This window comes from Azospirillum sp. 11R-A (genome assembly GCF_049472615.1).
Classification (GTDB): Bacteria; Pseudomonadota; Alphaproteobacteria; order Azospirillales; family Azospirillaceae; genus Azospirillum; species Azospirillum palustre.
This window is the reverse complement of the sequence record NZ_JBCEBL010000012.1, coordinates 167,329-188,179: the sequence shown is the minus strand read 5'-3', so window position 1 is coordinate 188,179 and position 20,851 is coordinate 167,329. Positions and strand designations below refer to the sequence as shown.

Below are 20,851 nucleotides of genomic sequence, written 5' to 3'. Positions count from 1 at the left end.
AAGAGAGTCTCCCATGACCGACAAGACCTATAGGGGCCTGCTCGTCGAGAAGCGCGCGAGCGGCGTGGCCATCGTCACCCTGAACCGGCCGGAAATCCTCAACGCCATCGACTGGCCGATGCATGCCGCGCTGGAAGAGCTGTTCGCGGACCTCGACAACGACCGGGCGGTCAAGGCCGTCGTCCTGACCGGTGCCGGTCGCGGCTTCTGCTCCGGTGGCGATCAGAACGCGCTCGATGACACTCTGGGGCCGATATCGCCCACCCGTTCCGGGCGCCATCTCATCCGCAACATGCTCGAACTGGAATGCCCGCTGATCGCCGCGGTCAACGGCGTCGCCGTCGGGCTGGGCGCCACGCTCGCCCTGTTCTGCGATGTCGTCTTCGCCGAGCCCGCTGCCCGCTTCGCCGACACCCATGTGACGGCCGGCGTCGTCGCCGGGGACGGCGGTGCGGTGATCTGGCCGCTGCTTCTGGGGCCGGTGCGGGCGAAGCATTACCTGATGACCGGGGACTTCATTTCGGCGGAGGAGGCGGCGGCGGCCGGCATGATCAACAGGGTCGTGCCGGAAGGAACCGTCGTCGAGCATGCGGTCCGCTACGCTGAGATGCTCGCCTCCGGCCCCCGCGACGCCATCGCCTGGACCAAATACGCCGTCAACAAGCTGATCAAGGAACAGGTGCACCTGAATCTCGACACGGCGATGGCGCACGAGATGCTGACCTTCCACAGCCCGGAGCGCAAGGAGGCCGTCGCGGCTTTCCGCGAGAAGCGCAAGCGCTTTGCAGAAGGCGGCAATTGAGATGGGCGGGCCGCAGTCCTTGTTCCCGCCCGTCCTGCCCTCAACTGCCGCATCCGCCATCGACCCTCCACCGGCCGCGTATGAGGACGCGACGCTGCCGTCGCTGCTGCGCGACCGCCGGGACGGCAGAGGCGAGGCCGTGGCGTTCTTCCAGAAGCATGCCGGCACGTGGCACGCCACGACCTGGGGGGAGTTCGCCAGGGATGCCGCGGCGCTTTCGCGTGCCCTCCTCGATCATGGCCTGGAAAAGGGGGACCACGTCGCCATCATGGGCGACATCTCGCAGGACTGGGTGGTCGCCTACATGGCGACGGTCTGTGCCGGCGGCGTGGCGGTCGGGATCTATTTCACCTCTTCGACGGAGGAGGTGGAGTATTTCCTGGAGGATTCTGGGAGCAAATTCGCCTTCGTCGCCGGAGAGAAGGAACTCGCCATCCTTCTCCGCAGCCGGCAGGCGGAGAGCTTGAAGAAGATCGTGGTCTTCGACCCGGCGGTTCAGTCATCGAAAACCATCGTCTCGCTGCCGCGGTTTTCCGCCTCGTCCTCCTCCGACTGTGCGTCGCTGCTCGACGAGCAGGCCGGCAAGGTGCGGGCGGAAGACAATGCCAGCATCGTCTACACCTCCGGCACGACCGGCAATCCCAAGGGCGCGATCCTCACCCACCGGTCGCTGATCGAGGGGTTGTTGACCACCCGAGGCTTTTGCCCGGCGCTTTTCCGCGAACCCCAGCGGGTGGTCGTCCATCTCCCGCTCTCCCATGTCGTGGGTCTCGGGCAGGGCATCGTTCTTCCCCTCATCGGCGAGGTCACGCCCTATTTCGGCGAGACCGGAGCGGATTTCGCGACGACGATCCGCGATGTGAGGCCGACCTATTGGATGGCGCCGCCGCGCTTCTATCAACGCTATGCCGCCGAACTGGTCAGCAGGATCAATGCGTCGGCCACGGTCGGCAAGAAATCCTACCGCTTCGCGATGTCCATCGCCCAGAAGGCGCTGGCGGACCGGCAGGCGGACGGCCCGGACGATCCCTTTCTCCAGGCGCTTTTCGCGACCTGCCGCGACCGGGTCTTCCTGCCGCTCCTGGCGGAGATCGGGCTCGATCAGCTGAGATACCCCTACACCGCCTCCGCGCCGATGCCGCCGGACGTCGTGAAGCTGTGGCAGACCTGGGGGGTGAACCTCAAGGAGGTCTATGGGCAGACCGAACTGGTCGGAGCGAACACCGGGCAGATGCGGGACTGGTCGAAGCCCGGCACCATCGGCGTTCCGATTGCCGATCCGCGCTGGAAGACGAGGATCGCCGGCGACGGCGAAATGCTGGTGACGGGACCCGGCCTGTTCACGGGCTATCTGAACAAGCCCGACGACACGCTGGAGGCTCTGCGCGACGGATGGCTCCACACCGGCGACATCGTCGAGGTCCGGCCCGATGGCCAGCTGGCGATCATCGACAGGAAAAAGGAGATCATCAACACCTCCGGCGGCAAGTCGATCAGTCCGGCGCAGATCGAGAACGAGCTGCGGCGAAGCCCCTACATCTCGGAAGCCGCGGTCTGCGGCGACGGGCGGAAATACCTCGTGGCGTTGATCGAGGTCGACCGCATCGCGATGACCGACTGGGTAAAGGGGCGGAACGAAACGATCGACGATTACGCGGATTTCTGTTCGTCGGAAGCGGTCATCCACCTGATCGAGGGGGAGGTCGCCAAGGCAAACCAGAGGCTGGCGCCCGTCGAGCAGATAAAGTCGTTCCGGATCCTTCCCGAAGAGCTGTCGGCGGAAAACGGCGTCATGACGGCGACCCGGAAAAAGCGGCGCAAGGTGCTGAACGAGCGGTACGCGGCGCTGATCGATTCGCTCTACGACGACTCCGAGGATTCGCTGATCCGTCAGGCGCTGTCCAACCTGTGATGCGGTGACCGGAGAAAGATCATGACGATGCTGCCCTGCCCCCCACGCCATCCATTTCTGTCCTCGACGGCGGAGATCATCGAAGAGGCCCGCAACGGCCGAATGTTCATCCTCGTCGACGACGAGGATCGGGAGAACGAGGGCGATCTCGTGATCCCGGCGCAGATGGCGACGCCCGAGGCGATCAACTTCATGGCGTCGCATGGCAGGGGCCTGATCTGCCTGGCGCTCGGCAAGGAGCGGATCGACCAGCTCGGCCTCAGATTGATGAGCGCGGAGAACGGCACCCGCCACCGGACGGCCTTCACCGTTTCCATCGAGGCGCGCGAGGGGGTGTCCACCGGCATCTCCGCGGCGGACCGCGCGCGGACGGTGGCGGTGGCAATCGACGCGGCCAGGGGACCGGAGCATATCGTCTCGCCGGGGCATGTCTTTCCCCTGGTTTCCCGGCCCGGCGGCGTGCTGGTCCGGGCAGGACATACCGAGGCGGCGGTGGACGTGGCGCGCCTTGCCGGCCTCAACCCGTCGGGCGTGATCTGCGAGATCATGAAGGAGGACGGGACGATGGCCCGCCTCGACGATCTCGTCGTCTTCGCCCGGCGTCACGGCCTCAAGATCGGCACGATCCGCGACCTGATCGCCTTCCGCCGCCGCCACGATCACGAGGTCGAGCGTGTCGTCACCACGAAATTCGACAGCCGATGGGGCGGCGAGTGGAGCGCCATCACCTTCCGCATCAAGGCAATCGAGACGGAAGCGATTGCGCTGGTGAAGGGCGTGATCGACGACAGGCCGACCCTGGTGCGCATGCACGCGCTGGACATCCTGTCTGACGTGCTCGGCCAGACCGGCGACCGCGGCGACATCGTCGCCCGCTCCATGCAGGAGATCGCCGCCGAAGGGAGGGGCGTGATCGTGCTGTTCAACCGCGATGTGCCGCTCTCCCAGCTTCTTCGAGTGAAAGCGGGGGAGCCGTTCGTCGACAAGGCGGAACTGCGCAACTATGGCGTCGGCGCCCAGGTCCTCGCGGATCTCGGCATTCACGACATGATCCTGCTGTCCAACTCGCAGCATGTCCCGGTGGCACTGCGGGGCTATGGGCTGAACATCGTGGAGCACCGGATGCTGCCGGTCGCCCCTGCCCCGTAGCGCAGCGTCCACACAGGTGCCGAACGGCCGATCCCGCCCGTGCCGGCGGCATGCCCTTCCACCGCCTTGCGTGAGGTTCACCATGTCAGGACAAGATTTATCCGTTGCGGAACATGTGGAGACGGCCGTTTTCAAAAATGCGTTGCGGGCCATTGTGGGGTCGGTGTCGATTGTGGCGTCGGGCCAGGGTGCCGACAGGCGTGGCCTGACCGTCACCGCCGCGGTTTCCCTGTGCGTCGATCCGCCGATGGTCCTTGCCTGCATCAACCGCAGCGCCGAGGCCCACGACGTCATTCTCCGGACCGGCGCCTTTTCCTGGAACGTCCTGTCCGCCGATCAGATCCAGCTGGCGGAACGCTTCGCGGCGCTGGACGGCAGCAAGGGCGCCTCCCGTTTCTCCCCCACCGACTGGGATGAGATGGCTACCGGGGTTCCGGTTCTTCGCCAATCCGTTTGCAGCTTCGATTGCAGACTGCAGGACAGCGTGGAAGTCGCCACCCATACGATCATGATTGGTGCCGTCGTCGCCCAGAGTCACGATCAGGACAAGGTTCCGCTGATTTATTCGTTGGGCAGGTTCGGCCGCATCGAACATTTTGAATCCGCCAAATAGGACGGATTCTCCGCGTTCCTATCACCGCATTTTTTGTTTTGTCCGGTGACGAAGCCTGTCTTCCGCAAGGGGAGAGGGTCATTCGAAGGAGAGCCTTGTCGCTCCACCCTCGGATGCGATTGCCCTGCATCAGGGGCAATGCCGAGTTCCTTCAAGGAAAAATGGAAGTCCGAACCCTGGCCCGTCCGGAAAGATCGGGGACGGACTTCCTTGTCTCAACTCCAATAAATCTTCGCAGGGAGCAAAGATGGGGGACGTAATTCTGCCGGCACCCCGTGCCGCGTGGTGGACAAGCCTTGGCATAGGCCGGAACGCGGCGATCCTCGCCGCCTTGTCGATCTCCTGGCCGGCCCATGCCTGGGAATTCAAGGAAGGAGACTGGTCGGGGGGCATCCGGGCCGTGGTCACCGTCGGAACGGCCATCCGCGCCAGTCCCATCGACCCGTCGCTGGTTCCCGCCGGGGACGGCGCACGGCTCCGGCTTGACCATGCGGCGCCGGGCGGCGTCAATTCCGACGACGGGAACCTGAACTATCGCAGGGGAGACCCGGTTTCCAGCGTCGCCAAGGGGCTGGTCGAGTTCGAGGCCAACAACGCCGACGGCTGGGGCGTCTTCACCCGCGTGAAGGGCTGGTACGACCACACGCTCGCCGAGGGGCATGTCGCGCTGGGCAACCTGCCGAACAATTATGCCGGCGGTCCCTTGTCCGACCGCGGCTTTTCGCAGGGCGCCAAGTTCCGCGGCATCTCCCTTGCCGATGCCTACGTCAAGGGGCAGTTCTCCGCCGGCGGGCTTCCGATCTCCGTCAAGGCGGGCCAGCAGACCGTCGACTGGGGACCGGCCTTCACAATTCCCGGCGGCCTCCGCGACATCAACCCGCGCGACTTCGCGGCCTTGTCCCGGCCGGGCTTGCAGCCGCAGGAGGGAGCGAAGCCGTTCCTGGCGCTGTCAGGCAAAATCGACCTCTCGTCGGCCGCAAGCCTCGAAATCTTCTATCAGCTGCTGTCGGCGACATCGACGCAGCCCGGTTGCGGAACATTCGCCGCCACCGCCGATTACGCCTCGCCGGGTTGCGACAGGGTCATGGTGTCCAATGCCCTGTCCTCTGCCGACGGGCTGGCGACCGGCCGCTTCCTGAAGCGTGGCAGCGACGGGACGGCGGGCGATGCCGGCCAGTTCGGTATCGGCGGCTCCTATCTGGTGCCGGACATCGGCACCAGATTCTCGCTCCACTTCACCAACATCCACGCGCGGACCGGCTATGTCGAGGCCGACCGGACCGGCCGGACCGGCGCCATCTTCCTGCCGGGAGATCCGGACGGTTTGAATCCGGCCTATCGGTTCCAGTACCCCAAGAACATCAGAATGCTGTCCGGCAGCTTCGCCACCAGCGTTCCGTCGATGAAACTGCGGGTCGCCGGCGAACTCGACCATAAATTCAACCAGCCGCTCGCCTTCAACGCCCCCGATCTGTTGCAGGCGGCCGTGAGCGGAACCGGTGTGCTGGCGCGGGATTTCGCCCTGGTGCCCCTGGGCGGGCCGTTCGCCGGTTACGAGCGCTTCCACGTCACCCAGGGGCAGCTCGCCGCATCGGGCGACATCGGCAGCGTGATCGGCGGCACCCTGACCCTCGGCGGCGAGGTCGGCGCCAAATATGTCCACGATCTGCCGGACCCCAATTTCCGCCGCTATGGCCGGTCCGACATCTTCGGAACCGGCCCCAACAACGGCGTCTGCGCGGCCGGCGCCGATCCCAAGGCCTGCACCACCAAAGGCTTCGTGACGCCGTTCTCGTGGGGCTATCGCCTTCAGGCAAGCCTGAGCTATCGGGACATTCTGCCGGGGGTGACCCTCAAGCCGTCCGTCGCCTTCGCCCACGATGTCAACGGGACGTCCTATGACGGCGCGTTCAACCAGGGGCGCCAGATCCTCCGCCTCGCGCTCGATGGCACGGTCAAGGACAGCTATCTCTTCAACCTGACCTACCAGACGACCCTCGCCGGCCCCTACGACCCGCGCGCCGACCGTGACGTGTTCCTCATCAGCACGGGCGTCAAACTCTGATCGCATGCCGAGCCGTATGCCGGCCGCATCCATTCCCTGCACCTCCCGACACCGCGTTCCGACCGAAACCGACCCGGCCCCCCTGTGCCCGGTCTTTTTGGAGACTGCCGTATGACCGACGACGCAACGACCACGGTGTCGGTGCCGCAGCCGAAACCGATTGGCATGACGATCCACCATCGGCGCTATGCCCTGACCATGCTGTTCCTCATCTACATGCTGAATTTCGTCGACCGTCAGATCGTCAACATCCTGGCGGAACCGATCAAGCGCGAACTCGGTCTCATGGACTGGCAGCTGGGGTCCCTGACCGGACTGTCCTTCGCCATCTTCTACGCGACGCTGGCGCTTCCCATCGCGCGGTGGGCGGAGCGTGCGAACCGGGTCAGGATCGTCGCGCTGTCGGCGATCACCTGGAGCCTGTTCACGGCGATCTGCGGCGTGGCCCAGAACTTCACCCAGCTGTTCCTCGCCAGGGTCGGCGTCGGTGTCGGAGAGGCGGGCTGCACGCCGGCATCCCAGTCGCTGATCAGCGATTACACGACACGGGAGAAGCGGGCCTCGGCGCTGGCCTTCTTTTCCATGGGCATTCCGGCCGGTTCGCTGGTCGGGATGGTGGTCGGCGGCCTGATCGCGGACAGCCTCGGCTGGCGCGCCTCCTTCGCGCTGGTCGGGGTACCCGGCATCGCCCTCGGGCTGCTGGCCTGTTTCACGCTGCCCGAGCCGCGGACATTCTCCGTCGCGCCCAGCGGCGCGCAAAGCACGCCCAGCCTGAGGGAGGCACTGACCGAACTCGGCGGGAAGCGGACCTACATCTGGCTTACGGTCGCGATGGTGGCCATGAGCTTCGGGATTTACAGCAATCTTGCCTTTCAAAGCTCCCACTTCCTGCGCAATCACGCCGAAGGATTGGGCATCCTGGCGGCCAGGCTGCACGATCTCACCGGGATTCAATTGGGCCCCACCGGTTTCCTCGGCACGGTGCTGGGCCTGATCGTCGGCATCTGCGGCGCGGCCGGCACCTGGCTGGGCGGCCGGGCGACGGATCGCGCGGTGGCGCGCGGCAGCCTGAACGCCTACGCGACCATTCCGGCCGCGGCGGCCCTATGCCTGCCCTTTGCGCTTTTCGCGACGTATCTCACCTCGAACACCGTGGCGGCGCTTTGCCTGATGGGTTTGCCGATGATGCTGCAGTCCATTTATTACGGCCCCATCTTTGCGGCGGTCCAAAGCCTGGTGCGTCCGCGCACCCGGGCGACGGCCACCGCCATCTTCCTGTTCTTCGCCAATCTGATCGGGCTTGGCCTTGGACCGCTGACGGTCGGCCTGATCAGCGATGTTCTCGCGCGGTCGATGGGGTCCGGCGACGGCATCCGCTGGGCGCTGATCAGCACGTCGCTCGTCTATGTTCTGGCGGCGATGGCCTTCATGGCGGCGCGAAAGAGCATCAGGCGGGACATCGTGAGCTGACAGGGTAAACAACGGCAGCCATCCGCACGGGGAACCGCAATCCCGGTCCCCGACCGCACCGGCGGCCCTCGATCCCGACAGTCGGATCGAGGGCCGCCGGCATGAGAAGGGGGATGCGGCCTCAGTTCGTCCCGCCTTCGGCCCGGTCCTGCAAATACCGGCGCGGAGGCTGCCCCATGTGTTTCCTGAACATGGCGGTGAACGCGCTTGGAGAATCGTATCCCAGCTCCTGGGAGATCGCCTGCACGGTGGCGCCCATCGACATCCGTTGGACGGCGATCACGATGTGGAGTTGCTGGCGCCACCGGCCGAACGACATTCCCGTCTGTTTCTGGATGAGCCGCGCCAGCGTGCGCTCGCTCATGGCGACCGTTGCCGCCCAGTCGCGGATGGTCCTGCGGTCGTCCGGCGCCTCCAGCAATTGGGCGGCGATGCGCTGGATCCTGGGATGGTTGGAAACCGGGAAGTGGAGCGGCTCCGCCTTCATCTGGGCAAGCTCGTCCAGGATGACCTGGACCAGACGGCTCGTCGGACCCTCCAGGGGATAGAGCGGCGGCAGGTTGGCCAGATGAAAGATCATCTCGCGCAGCATCGGGCTGATCGAAAATGTCGCGCAGGATTCCGGCAGGGGTGAAATCCCCGGATTGATGAAGACGCAGTACGACCGGCCCTTGTCCGACATGGAAATGCTGTGAGGGATCTCTCCCGGAATCCAGACGGCACCGTTGGATGGGACGATCCGAAGCCCGTCGAGCGTCCGGCACATGACCGAGCCTTCCGCCGCCACCACCAGCTGGCCTTTCCGGTGCCGGTGGATCGGCAGCTCATCGTCATCCACATTGCGCCGGACAAGGAAGGAGACCAGCGGCCGGGCAAACTCGTCGGGATCCTCAGGGGTGAAGCTGATGCGCAGGCCGGTTGGATCCCACGCCATCGGGAGAGCGTCGCCGGCCACCGGGGCTTCCGGCCACTTCGCACCAATCCGCGCACTCTTCGGCAATGTTGCGGCCTCCGTGCCGTTCGAAGCGGACCTCGGTCCGAGTTTGACAGTTTCGCGACATAAAATGGCAATCCCGTGGATTCTGCCATTGGTTGGGCTCGGATACACTCTGCCGTATGCACAGTCGAATGGCGGAAGGGAATGCGCGCTGCACTCAAATAGGTTTGTTCCGCGGAATTTCCTGCCGTTCTTCGCTTCGGTTCCAGGACAGGCCGTCAAGACTACAACAGGGAGTCATCATGATGAACACGTTGACGCTCGACCGAACGGACATCAAGATCCTCAACGAGCTGCAAAAGGACGCAAACCTGACGAACGTCGAGCTTGCCGGCAGAATCAACCTCTCCCCCTCGCCCTGCCTCACACGGGTGAAGAAGCTGGAGCAGACCGGCATCATCGACCGGCGGGTCACCCTTCTGAATCCAAAGGTGATGGGGCTGGAAATCAATGCCTATATCCAGGTCAAGCTCGACAAGCAGCCGCAATCGGCTCTGGAGAATTTCCGCGACGCCGTCGAGCGGATTCCCGAGGTGATGGAATGCAACTGGATGACGGGCGACTGCGATTTCCTTCTGCGCGTGATCGTCCGGGATGTCGAGGAGCTGGAACATCTGATCGCCAGCAAACTGTCGAAAATAGAGTTCGTCTCCACCATCAGGTCCAATCTGGTGCTGAAGCAGATCACCTATAAAACCGAGCTGCCGATCAGCACATCGCATGCCATAGTCATTCGCTTCTGACTTAGTCCGCCTTGAAAGTGTTGCGGCGAGGCGAAGGCCGGGATCGGCGGCGACAGCGTCCGGCTTCGCGCGCTCGCCGTCGACTGGGTGGCGTTGAACCCGGCCCCCTTGCCGCTGCCAGGGCCGGACGGCTCAGCCGTCGAGGTCGGTTCGGTCGCCCCGTGTCGTCGGGGACGACACGACGAGAAAATGCACGTCCGCACCGCTGTCGTTCCGGGCCTGATGGCGGCTTCCCGGAGGAATCTCGATCCCGGACATCGCCGTGATCAGGTGTCGGGTTCCTTCCAGTTCCATCGTCAGTTCGCCGGAGAGCACATAGAAGAACTGGCGCGCCTTGCCATGGACATGCCTGCGCTCCACCGTGCCGGCCGGCATGCGCTCCTGAATGACCATCATGTCCGGAGACGGGGAAAGCACCCATCCGTCGCAGCGGTCCCCCCAGTGGTAATGTTCCGCGTTCTCAACGCTGCGCTTCACGGTCGCCTCCGGCCAACATCGGCTTCCCTCACTCTTCGGCTCGTGCCTGAGCGTCGGGCAGACCGGATCGGCGCCCGCCACGAAGCCCCGTCCAGGGCTTTGGATCACAACGCCTCCATCCTGGGAAGTCCATTTCCGGATCCGGACCGCGAGGTTCCGTCACCGAGGAGGGCCGCTTGAATCCCTTAGCGTCACGTGTCACATTCAAGACGACACGTGACGGAGGACGCCATGCCCGCGGCCGGAGCCCACATGGGACGGGGTGAGACAGGACCCTATCAGCGGGTCACCGACCTGCTCGGCGGTCCGCGGGTGTTCAAGCGCCCGGTGGTGACGCAGCTGGATGCCCACAACGCGATCAAGACCGGCTTGCCGGGCGGCGCGCTCTACCATCTCGTGACCCACCTGCGGGTCCTCAAGCCGGCGAGCATCGAGTCCGCCGTGGGGATGAGCGTGCGCACCTACCAGCGCCGCAAAGGGGCGCCGGACAAGCCGCTCAGCCCCGAGCAGGGTGGCCGGACCTGGAAGCTGGCCGAGATTCTGGCCCAGGCCTCCGAGGTCTTCGGCTCGCAGGAGGAGGCCGAGCAGTGGCTGGAGCGTCCGGCCATCGGGCTGGACGACAACCGTCCGCTGGACCTGCTGGACACCCCCGCCGGGGTCGAGATGGTCGAGGATTACCTGGGGCGGATGGCTTCCGGGGTCTACACGTGACACCCCTGCCGGCGGCGCTGGGCGGCACCGAGCTGGTCGCGTGGCGTCTCGACCCGGAGCCCTTCCGCACGAGCTGGGACAGCGGCGAAGGGGCCTACCGCTTCGGCGGGCGCTGGAACAGCAAGGGGGTCCGCGCCGTCTACTGCTCTCTCGACCCGGCGACCGCGATCCTGGAGGTCGCGGTGCACAAGGGCTTCAAGGCGTTGGACACGGTGCCGCATGTGCTGACGGCGCTGACCGTCACGGACCCCGCCGCCGTCCATGTGGTCACCCCGGCCGACCTGCCCAATCCCAACTGGCTCCGCCCGGGCGTCCCCAGTGTTGGCCAGCAGCAGTTCGGCGATGCCCTGCTGAGTGGGCACAAGTTCGTCCTGATCCCGAGTGCTGTCTCCCCGCACAGCTGGAACCTTCTGTTCGCCGCGTCTCCGGCGGCGGGGGCGTACGGGATGCGCTCCCAGGAACGGTTTGCCCTGGACACGCGGCTGCACCCGCCGCCTCCCTGATCAACCGCCGCTCACTCCTCCTCCAGCAGCGCGCGGACCGGCGCCGGTCGGACGGGGGCTTGCGCACGCAGGCGCCCCACCTCTCCGGCATGCGCAAGCCCGCCGGAGGAGGCGATCAGGTCGGCCGCGGCCAGCTGGCAATAGCGGCCCTGGCAGCGCCCCATCCCGGCACGGCCCAGCGACTTCACCCGGTTGGCCTCCGCCCCGCCATAGGCCGCCGTCTCACGCACCGAACCGGCGGTGATCCCCTCGCAGCGGCACAGCACGGTGTCGTCGGGGATTGCCCGCACCCGATCCACCGGCCAGGGGAAGGCACGGGCGAGGCCGCGGGCGAAGCGCTCCAGCCGGGCGAGGCGCTTCAGGTCGGCCGCGATGTCCGGAACCGGCAACTCCAGATCGGACAGGCAAGCTGCCGCGGCGAGACGGCCGGCGACCTCCGCCCCGTCGGCCCCCAGCAGGCGCAGGCCATCGCCGGCCAGATAGATGCCCTCCCCGGCCCGGCCCATGCGGTCAGTGCTGGGCAGCCACTGCGCCCAGGTCGCATCATAGGCGAAGCGGCAGCCGGCAAGATCGGCAAGCTGGGTTTCCGCCTTCAGATGCCAGCCCAGCCCGGCAGCATCGCAAGGCGTCCGCCGGGACCGTCCGCCGGCATCCGTCCAGCGGACCGCCGTCACCCCGCTGTCCGTAACCCCGCTATCCGTCGCCTCGATCCCCTCCAGAACGACCCCGGCATGATAGAGCCGCCCAAGCCGCGCCCGCATCGCCAGCCCTTGCAGGGCGAAGGACGGGCGGGCGGCGAGGTCGGGGAAGGCGGCGATCTGGCCGCGCAGGCCGGCGGTGTCAAGGACCGCGGCGACCTCCGCCCCCGCCTTCAGCAGTTGGGTCGCCAGCAGGGTCAGCAACGGCCCCGATCCGGCCAGCACGATCCGCCGCCCCATCGCCACGCCCTGGGCCTTCAGCGCGATCTGCATCGCACCCAGGCTGTAGACGCCGGGAGCCTGCCAGCCCGGCACCGGGGCCAGACGGTCGGTCGCCCCGGTCGCCAGGATCAGCCGGTCGTAGCCGATCCGGCGGCTTCCGCCGTCGCTGACCGCATGCAGCACACCGCCGGCAAGCGCGACGACCGAATGGCGCGGCAGATGGACGATGCGGCCCGCCGCCGCCAGCCCGTCGAAGGCGGCGTGCAATGCCACCGCCTTGCCGGCCTGCGAGCCATAGAGCGCCCCGGGCGGGCGGGTGAAACCGTCGGGCGGGCGGCGGTAGATCTGCCCGCCGGCCCGTGCGCCCTCGTCGATCACGGTCGGGCGCAGGCCGGCCGCCGCCAGAGTTTCCGCCGCCCGAATCCCGGCCGGCCCGGCCCCGACGATCACGACCCGCGGCTGGTTCGCGTCCGTCATGGCCAATCCTCCCGCGTCCGGGTCAGCAGCCGCATGCCCTCGGCCAGCGGCGTGGAGCAGGCGCGGATGCGTGCGCCCTGCTCCTGCCAGATCCAGCAATCCTGGCAGGCCCCCATCAGGCAGAAGCCGGCGCGCCGCTCCGGCCCGAACTCCGCCTGCCGCAGTGCCGTGGCGTTGGTGAGGATCGCCGTCAGCACCGTATCGCCGGCAAGCGCCACACGCTCCACGCCATCCAGCAGGAAGCGGACCGGGGCGCGCCCCGTCTCGGCCAGCCTGACCAGCCTGCCCCCCGCCGTCCCGCTCATTCCGCCGCCTCGCGGACCAGGGCCTTCGAGGGAGGCATTTCGGGGAAGCGGGCGTAGACCTCGGCCAGTGCGGCTTCAACCCCGCCGGCACCATCGCGGCCGGCCATGCGGCTGAAGATTTCCGTCTTGGCGAAGAAACGCCAGTGGATCGGCAGGCCGGCGAGGGTGCGCGTCAGGAACTCGTAGGCGTCCGGCGTCCATTGTCGCTCGTAGCCCTCGCGCTCCGGTCCGAAGTGGAAATGCCCGGTGGGTGCCGTCCGGTCCGCACGCAGCCGGTCGGTGGCCTGCGTGTTGAGCACGCCGTCGCGGATGACGACGCCATACTCCCGCTCCGCCGCCTCCACCGAGACATAGCCGCGCGCCACGTCCTGGGCCACCCGCCAGGATTCGCGCGTGAACGGATCGCCCCGGCCGCCGCCGCCGGCCGAACGGATGTCCAGCACGTCGCCCGGCTGCAGCACCGCCGTGTCGATGTTGCCCAGCCGCCGTTCGCCCGGCGTGCCGGGATTGACCACCATGTCCGACAGCCCGGCCGCCCGGCCGCCCAGCACGCCCCAGGGGCGGAAGAACCCGCGGTCGCGGTTGCGCGCGGTGATCCGGGTGTCGGGCGAGAAGACGCGGAAGGCCATGTGGGTGGCCAGCCCGCCGCGCCAGCGCCCGGCCCCGCCGCTGTCGGCCGCCAGCCCGTAACGGACGAACTCCACCGGGGTTTCCATCTCGGTGATCTCGATGGGCGTGTTCTTCAGATAGGCGGCGTCGGCTCCCGACCCGTTGGTGCCGTCGCGGTGCGGCATGCCGCCGCCGCCGCCGACCACCGGGTTCACCGCGGCGATGATGCGGCTGCCGGTCCGCTCGTCGGTGGTCATCACGTTGACGATGCAGTTGTTGCCGGCCGGGGCCGCCGGAAGCCGCTCCGGCACCGCCTGGGAGAAGGCGCCGAAGATCACCGAGCGCAGCCGCGCACAGGTCAGCGACCGCATCCCCACCGCCGCCGGGAAGGTCGGGTTCAGGACCGTTCCTTCCGGGGTGATGCAGGTGAAGGGCCGGGTCAGCCCGGTGTTCAGCAGGATTTTCGGATCGAGGGTGTAGAGGACGTAATAGACGCCGACCAGCAGGATGGTGTGGCGGGGATCGCCGCCCGACGGCACGTTCAGCGACGACGCCAGCTGCGGGTCCGAGCCGGTGAAGTCCAGCACCGCCTCGTCGCCCCTGATCGTCAGGGTCAGCTTCAGCCGGCAGGGGTTGGCGGTGACGGAATCCTCGTCGGCATAGTCGGCGAACTCCCACCGCCCGTCGGGCATCGCGCGCAGGATGTCGCGCGCCTGCGCCTCGGCATGGTCGAGCAGCGCATCGACGCCGTCGAGGAAGGCGGTCTTGCCGAACTTCTCCACCATGGCGAGGATCTTGCGCTCCCCGGTGTTGAGCGCGCCGACCAGCGCCTTGATGTCGCCGATATTGAGGTCGGGCTTGCGGACGTTGGTGGTCATGATCCGCAGGATCTGCTCGTCGAACACCCCTTCGCGGACCAGCTTCATCGGCGGGAAGCGGATGCCTTCCTGGTGGATTTCGGTCAGCGCCCGCGACAGCGAGGCCGGGACGGCGCCGCCCATGTCGGTGTTGTGGATGTGCCCGCCGGTCCAGGCGATGATCTCATCCTCATAGAAGACCGGCTTCCACAAATGGGTGTCGGGGGCGTGGGTCGCCACGAAACCGGAATAGGGATCGTTGGTGAAGGCGACGTCGCCGGGCCGGTAGTCCTCGATCATGTCGATGGCGCGGCCATAGGTCAGGCCGGGATACCAGGTCGCCCCCAGCTCCATCGGCACGCCGAAGGTCTCGCCCCGGCGGTTCAGCAGCATGACGGTGAAATCCTCCGTCTCCTTGACGAAGGCGGAGTGGGCGGTGCGCTGGAGCGTGTGGGCCATGTTCTCGGCCGCCGACCGCGCGTGGTTCGCCAGCACCTGAAGCTTCATACGGTCAAACACAGGCGTCACTCCGCAAAGGTCAGGTGGAGGTTGAGATGCGCATCGACACGGGCCGCGGTTCCGGCCGGGATGGCGAAGGTGGTGTCCTCCTGGGCGACGATGGCCGGTCCCTCGAACCGTGCGCCGGCCTGCAAGTCCGCACGGCGGTACAGCCCGACCGGGGTCACGGCGCCGCCGGTGAAGACCGGCACGCTGCGCTCCGCCGAGGCGGCATGCGGTTCCTCCGGCGCCGTCGGGAAATGCAGGGCCGGGCCGTTGCCGATGGCGGACAGGCGCAGGTTGACGATCTCGATCCGCCCGTCGGGGTCATGGAAATCGTAAAGCCGGGTATGCGCCGCATGGAAGGCGTCGGCGATGGCATCCGGATCGCTGCCATCCAGCCATTCGGGATTCAGCGCCGTCTCGATCTCGTAGCTCTGGCCGGCATAGCGCATGTCGGCGACGACCCTCAGCTCGGCGGCACCGGTATGGCCTTGCGCCGCCAGCCAGTCGCGCCCTTCCCTGCCCATCGCGGCGAAGGCCTCGCGCAGCGCCGGCATCAGGCCGGGGGAAAGGTCGGCGAACAGGGTGCGGACGAAATCGCCGCGCAGGTCGGCGACCAGACCGCCCAGCGCCGACACCACGCCCGGCCAGCGCGGAGCGACGACGCGCGGCATCCCCAGTTCGCGCGCCAGGAACACGCCCAGCATCGGACCGCCGCCGCCGAAGGGCATCAGCGCGAAGTCCCGCACATCGACGCCGGCCCGCGCGGCCATCTTCTCGACCTCCGCGAACATTTCCGACACCGCGACGTCGAGGATCGCCTGGGCGGTCGCCTCCACCGAACGGAACAGTTCGTCGGCCAGCCGCTTGACGGCGGCACGGGCGAGGCCGGCGTCCATCCGCAGCTGCCCGTAGGCCATCTGGCTGTGGCCGAGCCAGCCGCAGACCACCATCGCGTCGGTCACCGTCGCCCATTCGCCGCCGCGGCCATAGCAGGCCGGGCCCGGCGTCGATCCGGCGGACTCCGGCCCGACGCGCAGCACGCCCTGCCCGTCGACGCTGGCAATCGATCCGCCGCCGATGCCGATGGAGCTGACCGAGACCGACGGGATGTGCAGCGGGAACTCGCCGATCATCTCGCCGACGCCGAACTGGGCCTGCCCGTCGACGATCAGGGCGAAATCGGCCGAGGTGCCGCCGATGTCGAGCGTCAGGATGCGCGGCTCCCCCGCCTGCCGGGCCAGCCATGCCGCGCCGTTCACCCCGGAGGCGGCACCGGACAGCAGCATGTGGACGCAGGCCCGCTTGCCCTCCGCCGCGTTCATCACGCCGCCGTTGGACTTGGTCAGCAGCGGGCGGGCGGGCACCCCGCGCCCGGCCAGCCGCCCTTCCAGCGCCGAGAGGTAGCCGGAAATCCGGGGATGGACATAGGCGTTCAGGACCGCGGTCGTCGTCCGCTCATACTCGCGGATCACCGGCCAGACCTCGGCGGAGGTGAAGACGAACAGCTCCGGCGCCAGCCGGGCGACCTCCTCCTTCACCGCGGTTTCGTGGGCGTCGTCGCGCCAGGAATGGAGGAAGGAGACGACGACACCCATCGCCCCCTTGGCCTTGACGGCGGCGACGGCATCGGCGACGGCCGCCATGTCCGGGGCCTGCCGTTCCGTCCCGTCGGAGCGCAGCCGGGCGGGAATGCCGAAGACCATGTCGCGGGCGATCAGTTGGTCGGGGCGCGAGCAGAACAGCGAATAGGTGTCCGGCATGCGCAGCCGGGCGAGTTCGATCACATCCTCGAACCCGGCATTGGTCAGCAGCGCCAGCGGCGCGCCCTTGCGCTGGATCACCGTGTTCATGCCCACCGTCGTGCCGTGCACGAAACGGGTGACGGCGCGCGGGTCCAGCCCCTCGCGCTCCGCCAGCAGGGTCAGGCCGGTCATCAGCTCCGCGCCGGGGTCGTCAGGCGTCGTCAGCACCTTCAGCGACGCCACCCGTCCCGACCGCGTGTCCAGCGCGCAGAAATCGATGAATGTCCCGCCGATGTCGACGCCGACCTTCCAATCGGCCTCACCCAAGCCTCCGTCCATCTCCGCTCCTCCCGGCAAGTCAGTCTGTGTCTGATCCGGACGGAAAGCTGACATGGCGGGCCGGGGGCGGTCTAAGAGCCATTGAGCGCAAACACATAAGGCGGGCTTATGCATTGCGCCGCATAAGGCGGCGCTCCCATAGCCCGGCCTTATGGGATCCTGCCGAACCCGTCTTTGACCCGCCCGCCAGTCGTGGGCAGCCTGACCGGTGGGGCGGAGCCATGTCCGCCCGCATGTGGGAGAGGTCGATGAGGGTTATCGTGCTGGGCGGCGGGTTGATCGGATCGGCCGCCGCCTTTTTCCTGGCCCGGCGCGGCCTGTCCGTCACGCTGCTGGAGCGCAACCGCGTCGGCACCGGCGCCACGGTGGCGTCCTTCGGCAACATCCGCCGCACCGGGCGCTATCTGCCGCAGCTGCCGCTCGCCCACCGCTCGCGGGCGCTGTGGGGGGAGGCGGAGCGGCTGCTGGGGCGGGATGTCGAGTTCCGCGCCACCGGCCATCTGCGGCTGGTGTTCGACGAGGATGGTCTGGCCGACATGCGCCGCTACATCGCCGACGCGCGGCCCTGGGGGCTGGACCTGGATGAACTGTCGCCGCCGGAGATCCGCCGCCGCTTCCCCGGCCTGGGGCCGGGCGCCATCGCCGCCTCCTTCTCGCCGCAGGACGGCAGCGGCAACCCCCGCCTGATCGCCCCCGCCTTCACCGACGCCGCCCGCCGTCTGGGCGCGGAGATCGTCGAGGAGTGCGGGCCGGTGGAGGTATCGGCCACCGCGTCGGGCTTCGAAGCCGCGACGCATCGGGGCCGCTTCACCGCGGATCGCCTGCTGAACGCCGCCGGGGCCTGGGGAGCGACCATCGCCGCCCGCTTCGGCGAAAGCGTGCCGATGGCGGCCTATGGGCCGCAGATGGGCGTGACCGAACCCCTGCCGCACCGGATCCTGCCGGTGGTCGGCATGTGGTCGCGCGCCGGCGGGGACGGCTATCTTCGTCAGGTGGAGCGCGGCAACATCGTCTTCGGCGGTGGGGCGGAGCGGGTGCCGGTGGCGCTCGATCCCGGCCATGCCAGGGCCGACCCGGCGCGGCTGCCCGGCCAGTTGCGGGCTCTGGTCCGGCTGCTGCCGGCACTGGCCGACGTCACGGTGATCCGCACCTGGTCGGGCTGCGAGGGCTATGTCGCCGACAAGCTGCCGGTCATGGGGGCATCGGCGACGACGCCCGGACTGTTCCACGCCTTCGGCTTCAGCGGCCACGGCTTCCAGCTCGGCCCCGGCGTCGGCGACGTGATGGCGGAGATCATCGCCACCGGGCACAGCGAAACGCCGCTGCACGACTTCCGCATCGGCCGTTTCCAGGCCGCCGCCCCGCAGACCGCCGCCGCGCAGGCGGCCGCGGCACACGCCCCCCAGGCCTGACGGTGCCGCACCCGCCCGCTTCTCAGCGGGCGGGCCGCAGCGCTTCGGACCGGGCCGTGAACCGGCCGGACAGCGGGACCACCAGGGCGGAGGCGGCGATGACGAAGGCGCCGGCAAGGCTGACCGGAGAAGGCAGCAGGCCGAAGATAGCCGCGTCGAGGATCAGCGCCCACAGCATGGCGGTGTAGTCGAAGGGCGCCTGGGTCGATACCGACGCGCGGGCCATCGCTTCCGTCATGGTGATGTGCGCCAGACCGCCGGAGACGCCCGCCCCGATCAGGCAGGCCAGGGAGAATCCGGTCGGGGCGATCCAGCCGAAGGGCCAGCTCGCCAGACCGCCGAGCGCGCACAGGAGAGCGAAATAGAAGGCGATGGTCCCCGGCGCTTCGGTCGCGGTCAGCGTCTTGATCTGGACCCGCCCCGCCGCAGTGGCGAACGCCATCGTCAGCCCGGCCGCAACCCCGATGAGGGTGCCGCGGTCCGGCGTCGGCCCTTCGAAGGCCGGCAGCAGCATCAGCACCACGCCGGCGAAGCCGACCAGCGCCGCGCCGATGGCCACCGCGCCCGGCCGTTCGCGCAGGAACAGCATGGCGGCCGGGACCGCCAGCAGCGGAGCCAGGAAGCCCAGCGCGGTCGCCAGCGCCAGCGGCAGATAGGCCAGCGAGACGAAGGAGAGCACCATCGCCAAGCCGCCATAGAGATTGCGCTTCAGGTGGCCGACCGGCTGCCGCGTCCAGAGGGCCGACGGAAACTGCCGGCGCCACATCAGATAGGCGATGATCGGCGGCAGCGCGAAGGCGCTGCGGAAGAAGACGATCTGCCCGATCGGGGCCTCGACGGAGGCCAGCCGGACGAACAGCGACATGACGACGAACAGCCCGGCCGACACCAGCCGGAGCATGATGCCGCCGCGGCTGGCGGAGGAGGATGGAACGGGAGAAGGGTCGGGCACGGAGTCAGCTTGAGAGCCGGCGGAGGGTTCCGGCGTCTGTCCCGGCATGATCGGCGCATCCTTTTTTGGGAGCTGGCGGCGGCTCAGCCCAGGGCCTGGGTGGCGAGTGTATAGGTGACGGGACGGTCCGGCGCCCGCGTCGATGGATCGGTCAGCGGCGCACCAAGCGACATGGTCAGCACCGTGTCGTGAATCCTCAAGCCCGACCGGGCAACGAACAGCGGGAAGGGCCCTTCGTCCAGATGGGTGTCCAGGCGCAGGAAACGTCCGTCATGCTCGTCCACATGGGGCTGGACCACGGCAATCGCATCCTCGTCCGTCCCGGCGACCGCCGGACCGACGACATGCCCGCGGCCGAAGGGACGGCAAAGCGCGAAGGCCACCAGAGCCCCGTCACGTTCCAGGCCATAGCCGACCGACTGCCCGAACAGCCGCGCCATCAGCCCGGCCCGCGAAATTCCGAAGGCACGTTCGTCCAGCGCCGTCACCGCTGCGAGATCCGCCGCCTCCAGCCGCCGCACCGCCGGTACGGGCGCTGGCATGGGTGCTGGGATCGGCGCGGCACGGTCGCTCCGGCGCGCCTCGCCCTGGCACTGGAACACGGTCCGGTGGCCGATGAAACCGAGCGAACGGTAGAGCGCCAGCGCCGCACGGGTGGCGTTGAGCCGGTAGGTCCGCCCGGCCGACGCCGACAGCACCCGTTTCATCAGCCAGTCGCCGACCCCCAGCGCTTGCAGCCGGGGCGAGGTCATGACCATGCCGATGGTGGCGAAATCGTCGCCGTGGGGGAACCACATCGCCGATGCCAGAACGCGGTCGATCTCGTCCAGCGCGACGAAGCCATGGCCGACCTCGCGCACGAACTGCCAGTCCTCCGCGCGATGCGGCCAGCCGACCGAGATCGACAGAGCCTGCAGGCGCTCAAGGTCGATGTCGGCGATGTCGGCCACCCGCACGTCGAAGGCGTCGACGGTCAGGGAGCCCGGTAACGCACCGTCCCCCACCCCATCCCCAACGCCGTCTTCCATGCCGCTCTCGCTCAACGCTTTCTCCTCCCCGGATTTTCCATAACGTGAGGCAGTGCTCCCTTGGGTCAACCGGCACGCCTGAACCATCCAGCGCTCCCCGAGATTACCGGAGCAGCCGCCGCACAATTCACCGCAAAGCACCGGGTCGGCACAACAATCAACCAAATCGCCCATGCATTCGGCACGGAATGGAGCGGCGGCCGGATAAGATCGTACCTGCCACAGCCGCCAGGGCCCGCCCCCTCTCCCCACACGGCAGCGAAC

Annotated in this window: 18 protein-coding genes; 10 read left to right on the top strand and 8 right to left on the bottom strand. The window is 68.0% G+C overall.

All coding sequences use genetic code 11. From position 1 onward, the window contains the following. Positions 1–13: 13 nt before the first annotated feature. The 6 genes from VH569_RS18105 to VH569_RS18080 all read left to right on the top strand — a co-directional run bounded on the left by VH569_RS18105 (position 14) and on the right by VH569_RS18080 (position 8,011). Complete coding sequence (locus tag VH569_RS18105; RefSeq protein WP_423316734.1) at positions 14–802, top strand: enoyl-CoA hydratase/isomerase family protein; 789 nt, start codon at positions 14–16, stop codon at positions 800–802. A gap of 1 nt (position 803) precedes the next feature. Next, on the top strand, positions 804–2,714 hold the full coding sequence (locus VH569_RS18100; RefSeq protein WP_423316732.1) for an AMP-dependent synthetase/ligase: 1,911 nt from the start codon (positions 804–806) through the stop codon (positions 2,712–2,714). Between the two features lie 21 nt (positions 2,715–2,735). Then, positions 2,736–3,863, top strand: a complete 1,128-nt coding sequence (gene ribB, locus VH569_RS18095; RefSeq protein WP_423316730.1) for a 3,4-dihydroxy-2-butanone-4-phosphate synthase — start codon at positions 2,736–2,738, stop codon at positions 3,861–3,863. Between the two features lie 82 nt (positions 3,864–3,945). Beyond that, the gene (locus VH569_RS18090) at positions 3,946–4,476 is read left to right on the top strand and encodes a flavin reductase family protein (protein ID WP_423316728.1); all 531 of its coding nucleotides are present in this window, start codon (positions 3,946–3,948) and stop codon (positions 4,474–4,476) included. A 247-nt stretch (positions 4,477–4,723) separates the two neighbouring features. Next, positions 4,724–6,541: a DUF1302 domain-containing protein gene (locus VH569_RS18085; protein WP_423316726.1), complete on the top strand. Its 1,818-nt coding sequence runs from the start codon at positions 4,724–4,726 to the stop codon at positions 6,539–6,541. Positions 6,542–6,676: 135 nt separating this feature from the next. Next, positions 6,677–8,011: a spinster family MFS transporter gene (locus VH569_RS18080; RefSeq protein ID WP_423316724.1), complete on the top strand. Its 1,335-nt coding sequence runs from the start codon at positions 6,677–6,679 to the stop codon at positions 8,009–8,011. A 121-nt stretch (positions 8,012–8,132) separates the two neighbouring features. On the opposite strand, the gene VH569_RS18075 is transcribed toward VH569_RS18080, so the two are convergent. After that, positions 8,133–9,119, bottom strand: a complete 987-nt coding sequence (locus tag VH569_RS18075) for a helix-turn-helix domain-containing protein (protein ID WP_423316722.1) — start codon at positions 9,117–9,119, stop codon at positions 8,133–8,135. A 131-nt stretch (positions 9,120–9,250) separates the two neighbouring features. On the opposite strand from VH569_RS18075, the gene VH569_RS18070 reads away from it, so the two are divergent. Further along, the gene (locus VH569_RS18070; RefSeq protein WP_244592227.1) at positions 9,251–9,751 is read left to right on the top strand and encodes an Lrp/AsnC family transcriptional regulator; all 501 of its coding nucleotides are present in this window, start codon (positions 9,251–9,253) and stop codon (positions 9,749–9,751) included. A 132-nt stretch (positions 9,752–9,883) separates the two neighbouring features. On the opposite strand, the gene VH569_RS18065 is transcribed toward VH569_RS18070, so the two are convergent. Next, positions 9,884–10,309 (bottom strand): cupin domain-containing protein, encoded by a 426-nt coding sequence (locus VH569_RS18065; RefSeq protein ID WP_423316719.1) that lies wholly within the window; start codon positions 10,307–10,309, stop codon positions 9,884–9,886. 150 nt (positions 10,310–10,459) lie between these two features. Between VH569_RS18065 and parS the strand changes: the two genes are divergently transcribed. Next, complete coding sequence (gene parS, locus VH569_RS18060; RefSeq protein WP_174471293.1) at positions 10,460–10,939, top strand: type II RES/Xre toxin-antitoxin system antitoxin; 480 nt, start codon at positions 10,460–10,462, stop codon at positions 10,937–10,939. Next, on the top strand, positions 10,936–11,442 hold the full coding sequence (locus VH569_RS18055; protein ID WP_423316717.1) for an RES family NAD+ phosphorylase: 507 nt from the start codon (positions 10,936–10,938) through the stop codon (positions 11,440–11,442). The genes parS and VH569_RS18055 overlap by 4 nt, the downstream gene beginning before the upstream one ends. 11 nt (positions 11,443–11,453) lie before the next feature. Here VH569_RS18055 and VH569_RS18050 read toward each other — a convergent pair whose 3' ends face one another. From VH569_RS18050 to VH569_RS18035, 4 genes are read right to left on the bottom strand one after another with little or no spacing between them, the layout of a single operon-like run. Then, on the bottom strand, positions 11,454–12,839 hold the full coding sequence (locus VH569_RS18050) for an FAD-dependent oxidoreductase (protein ID WP_423316715.1): 1,386 nt from the start codon (positions 12,837–12,839) through the stop codon (positions 11,454–11,456). Then, positions 12,836–13,144 carry a (2Fe-2S)-binding protein gene (locus tag VH569_RS18045; protein ID WP_423316713.1) on the bottom strand — a complete coding sequence of 103 codons (309 nt, stop codon included), beginning with the start codon at positions 13,142–13,144 and terminating at the stop codon, positions 12,836–12,838. The genes VH569_RS18050 and VH569_RS18045 overlap by 4 nt, the downstream gene beginning before the upstream one ends. After that, positions 13,141–15,129 carry a hydantoinase B/oxoprolinase family protein gene (locus VH569_RS18040; RefSeq protein ID WP_423316711.1) on the bottom strand — a complete coding sequence of 663 codons (1,989 nt, stop codon included), beginning with the start codon at positions 15,127–15,129 and terminating at the stop codon, positions 13,141–13,143. Before VH569_RS18040 ends, VH569_RS18045 begins: the two co-directional genes overlap by 4 nt. A 5-nt stretch (positions 15,130–15,134) precedes the next feature. Beyond that, positions 15,135–17,195, bottom strand: a complete 2,061-nt coding sequence (locus VH569_RS18035; protein WP_423316709.1) for a hydantoinase/oxoprolinase family protein — start codon at positions 17,193–17,195, stop codon at positions 15,135–15,137. 248 nt (positions 17,196–17,443) lie between these two features. On the opposite strand from VH569_RS18035, the gene VH569_RS18030 reads away from it, so the two are divergent. Beyond that, positions 17,444–18,607: an NAD(P)/FAD-dependent oxidoreductase gene (locus tag VH569_RS18030; RefSeq protein WP_423316707.1), complete on the top strand. Its 1,164-nt coding sequence runs from the start codon at positions 17,444–17,446 to the stop codon at positions 18,605–18,607. 22 nt (positions 18,608–18,629) lie between these two features. Here the strand turns inward: VH569_RS18030 and VH569_RS18025 are convergent, their stop codons facing one another. After that, a complete protein-coding gene (locus VH569_RS18025) occupies positions 18,630–19,607 on the bottom strand; it encodes a DMT family transporter (RefSeq protein ID WP_423316705.1) in 978 nt (325 codons plus the stop codon). Positions 19,608–19,642: 35 nt separating this feature from the next. Then, positions 19,643–20,602: a GNAT family N-acetyltransferase gene (locus tag VH569_RS18020; RefSeq protein WP_423316703.1), complete on the bottom strand. Its 960-nt coding sequence runs from the start codon at positions 20,600–20,602 to the stop codon at positions 19,643–19,645. Between the last annotated feature and the right edge of the window lie 249 nt (positions 20,603–20,851).

Excerpts from the sequence above, each read along its gene's own strand:
- VH569_RS18050 (WP_423316715.1), bottom strand. The coding sequence starts at position 12,839 with ATGACGGACGCGAACCAGCCGCGGGTCGTGATCGTCGGGGCCGGGCCG.
- VH569_RS18100 (WP_423316732.1), top strand. The coding sequence starts at position 804 with ATGGGCGGGCCGCAGTCCTTGTTCCCGCCCGTCCTGCCCTCAACTGCC.
- VH569_RS18035 (WP_423316709.1), bottom strand. The coding sequence starts at position 17,195 with ATGGACGGAGGCTTGGGTGAGGCCGATTGGAAGGTCGGCGTCGACATC.
- VH569_RS18025 (WP_423316705.1), bottom strand. The coding sequence starts at position 19,607 with ATGCCGGGACAGACGCCGGAACCCTCCGCCGGCTCTCAAGCTGACTCC.
- VH569_RS18045 (WP_423316713.1), bottom strand. The coding sequence starts at position 13,144 with ATGAGCGGGACGGCGGGGGGCAGGCTGGTCAGGCTGGCCGAGACGGGG.
- VH569_RS18030 (WP_423316707.1), top strand. The coding sequence starts at position 17,444 with ATGAGGGTTATCGTGCTGGGCGGCGGGTTGATCGGATCGGCCGCCGCC.
- VH569_RS18105 (WP_423316734.1), top strand. The coding sequence starts at position 14 with ATGACCGACAAGACCTATAGGGGCCTGCTCGTCGAGAAGCGCGCGAGC.
- parS (WP_174471293.1), top strand. The coding sequence starts at position 10,460 with ATGCCCGCGGCCGGAGCCCACATGGGACGGGGTGAGACAGGACCCTAT.
- VH569_RS18085 (WP_423316726.1), top strand. The coding sequence starts at position 4,724 with ATGGGGGACGTAATTCTGCCGGCACCCCGTGCCGCGTGGTGGACAAGC.
- VH569_RS18090 (WP_423316728.1), top strand. The coding sequence starts at position 3,946 with ATGTCAGGACAAGATTTATCCGTTGCGGAACATGTGGAGACGGCCGTT.
- ribB (WP_423316730.1), top strand. The coding sequence starts at position 2,736 with ATGACGATGCTGCCCTGCCCCCCACGCCATCCATTTCTGTCCTCGACG.
- VH569_RS18070 (WP_244592227.1), top strand. The coding sequence starts at position 9,251 with ATGATGAACACGTTGACGCTCGACCGAACGGACATCAAGATCCTCAAC.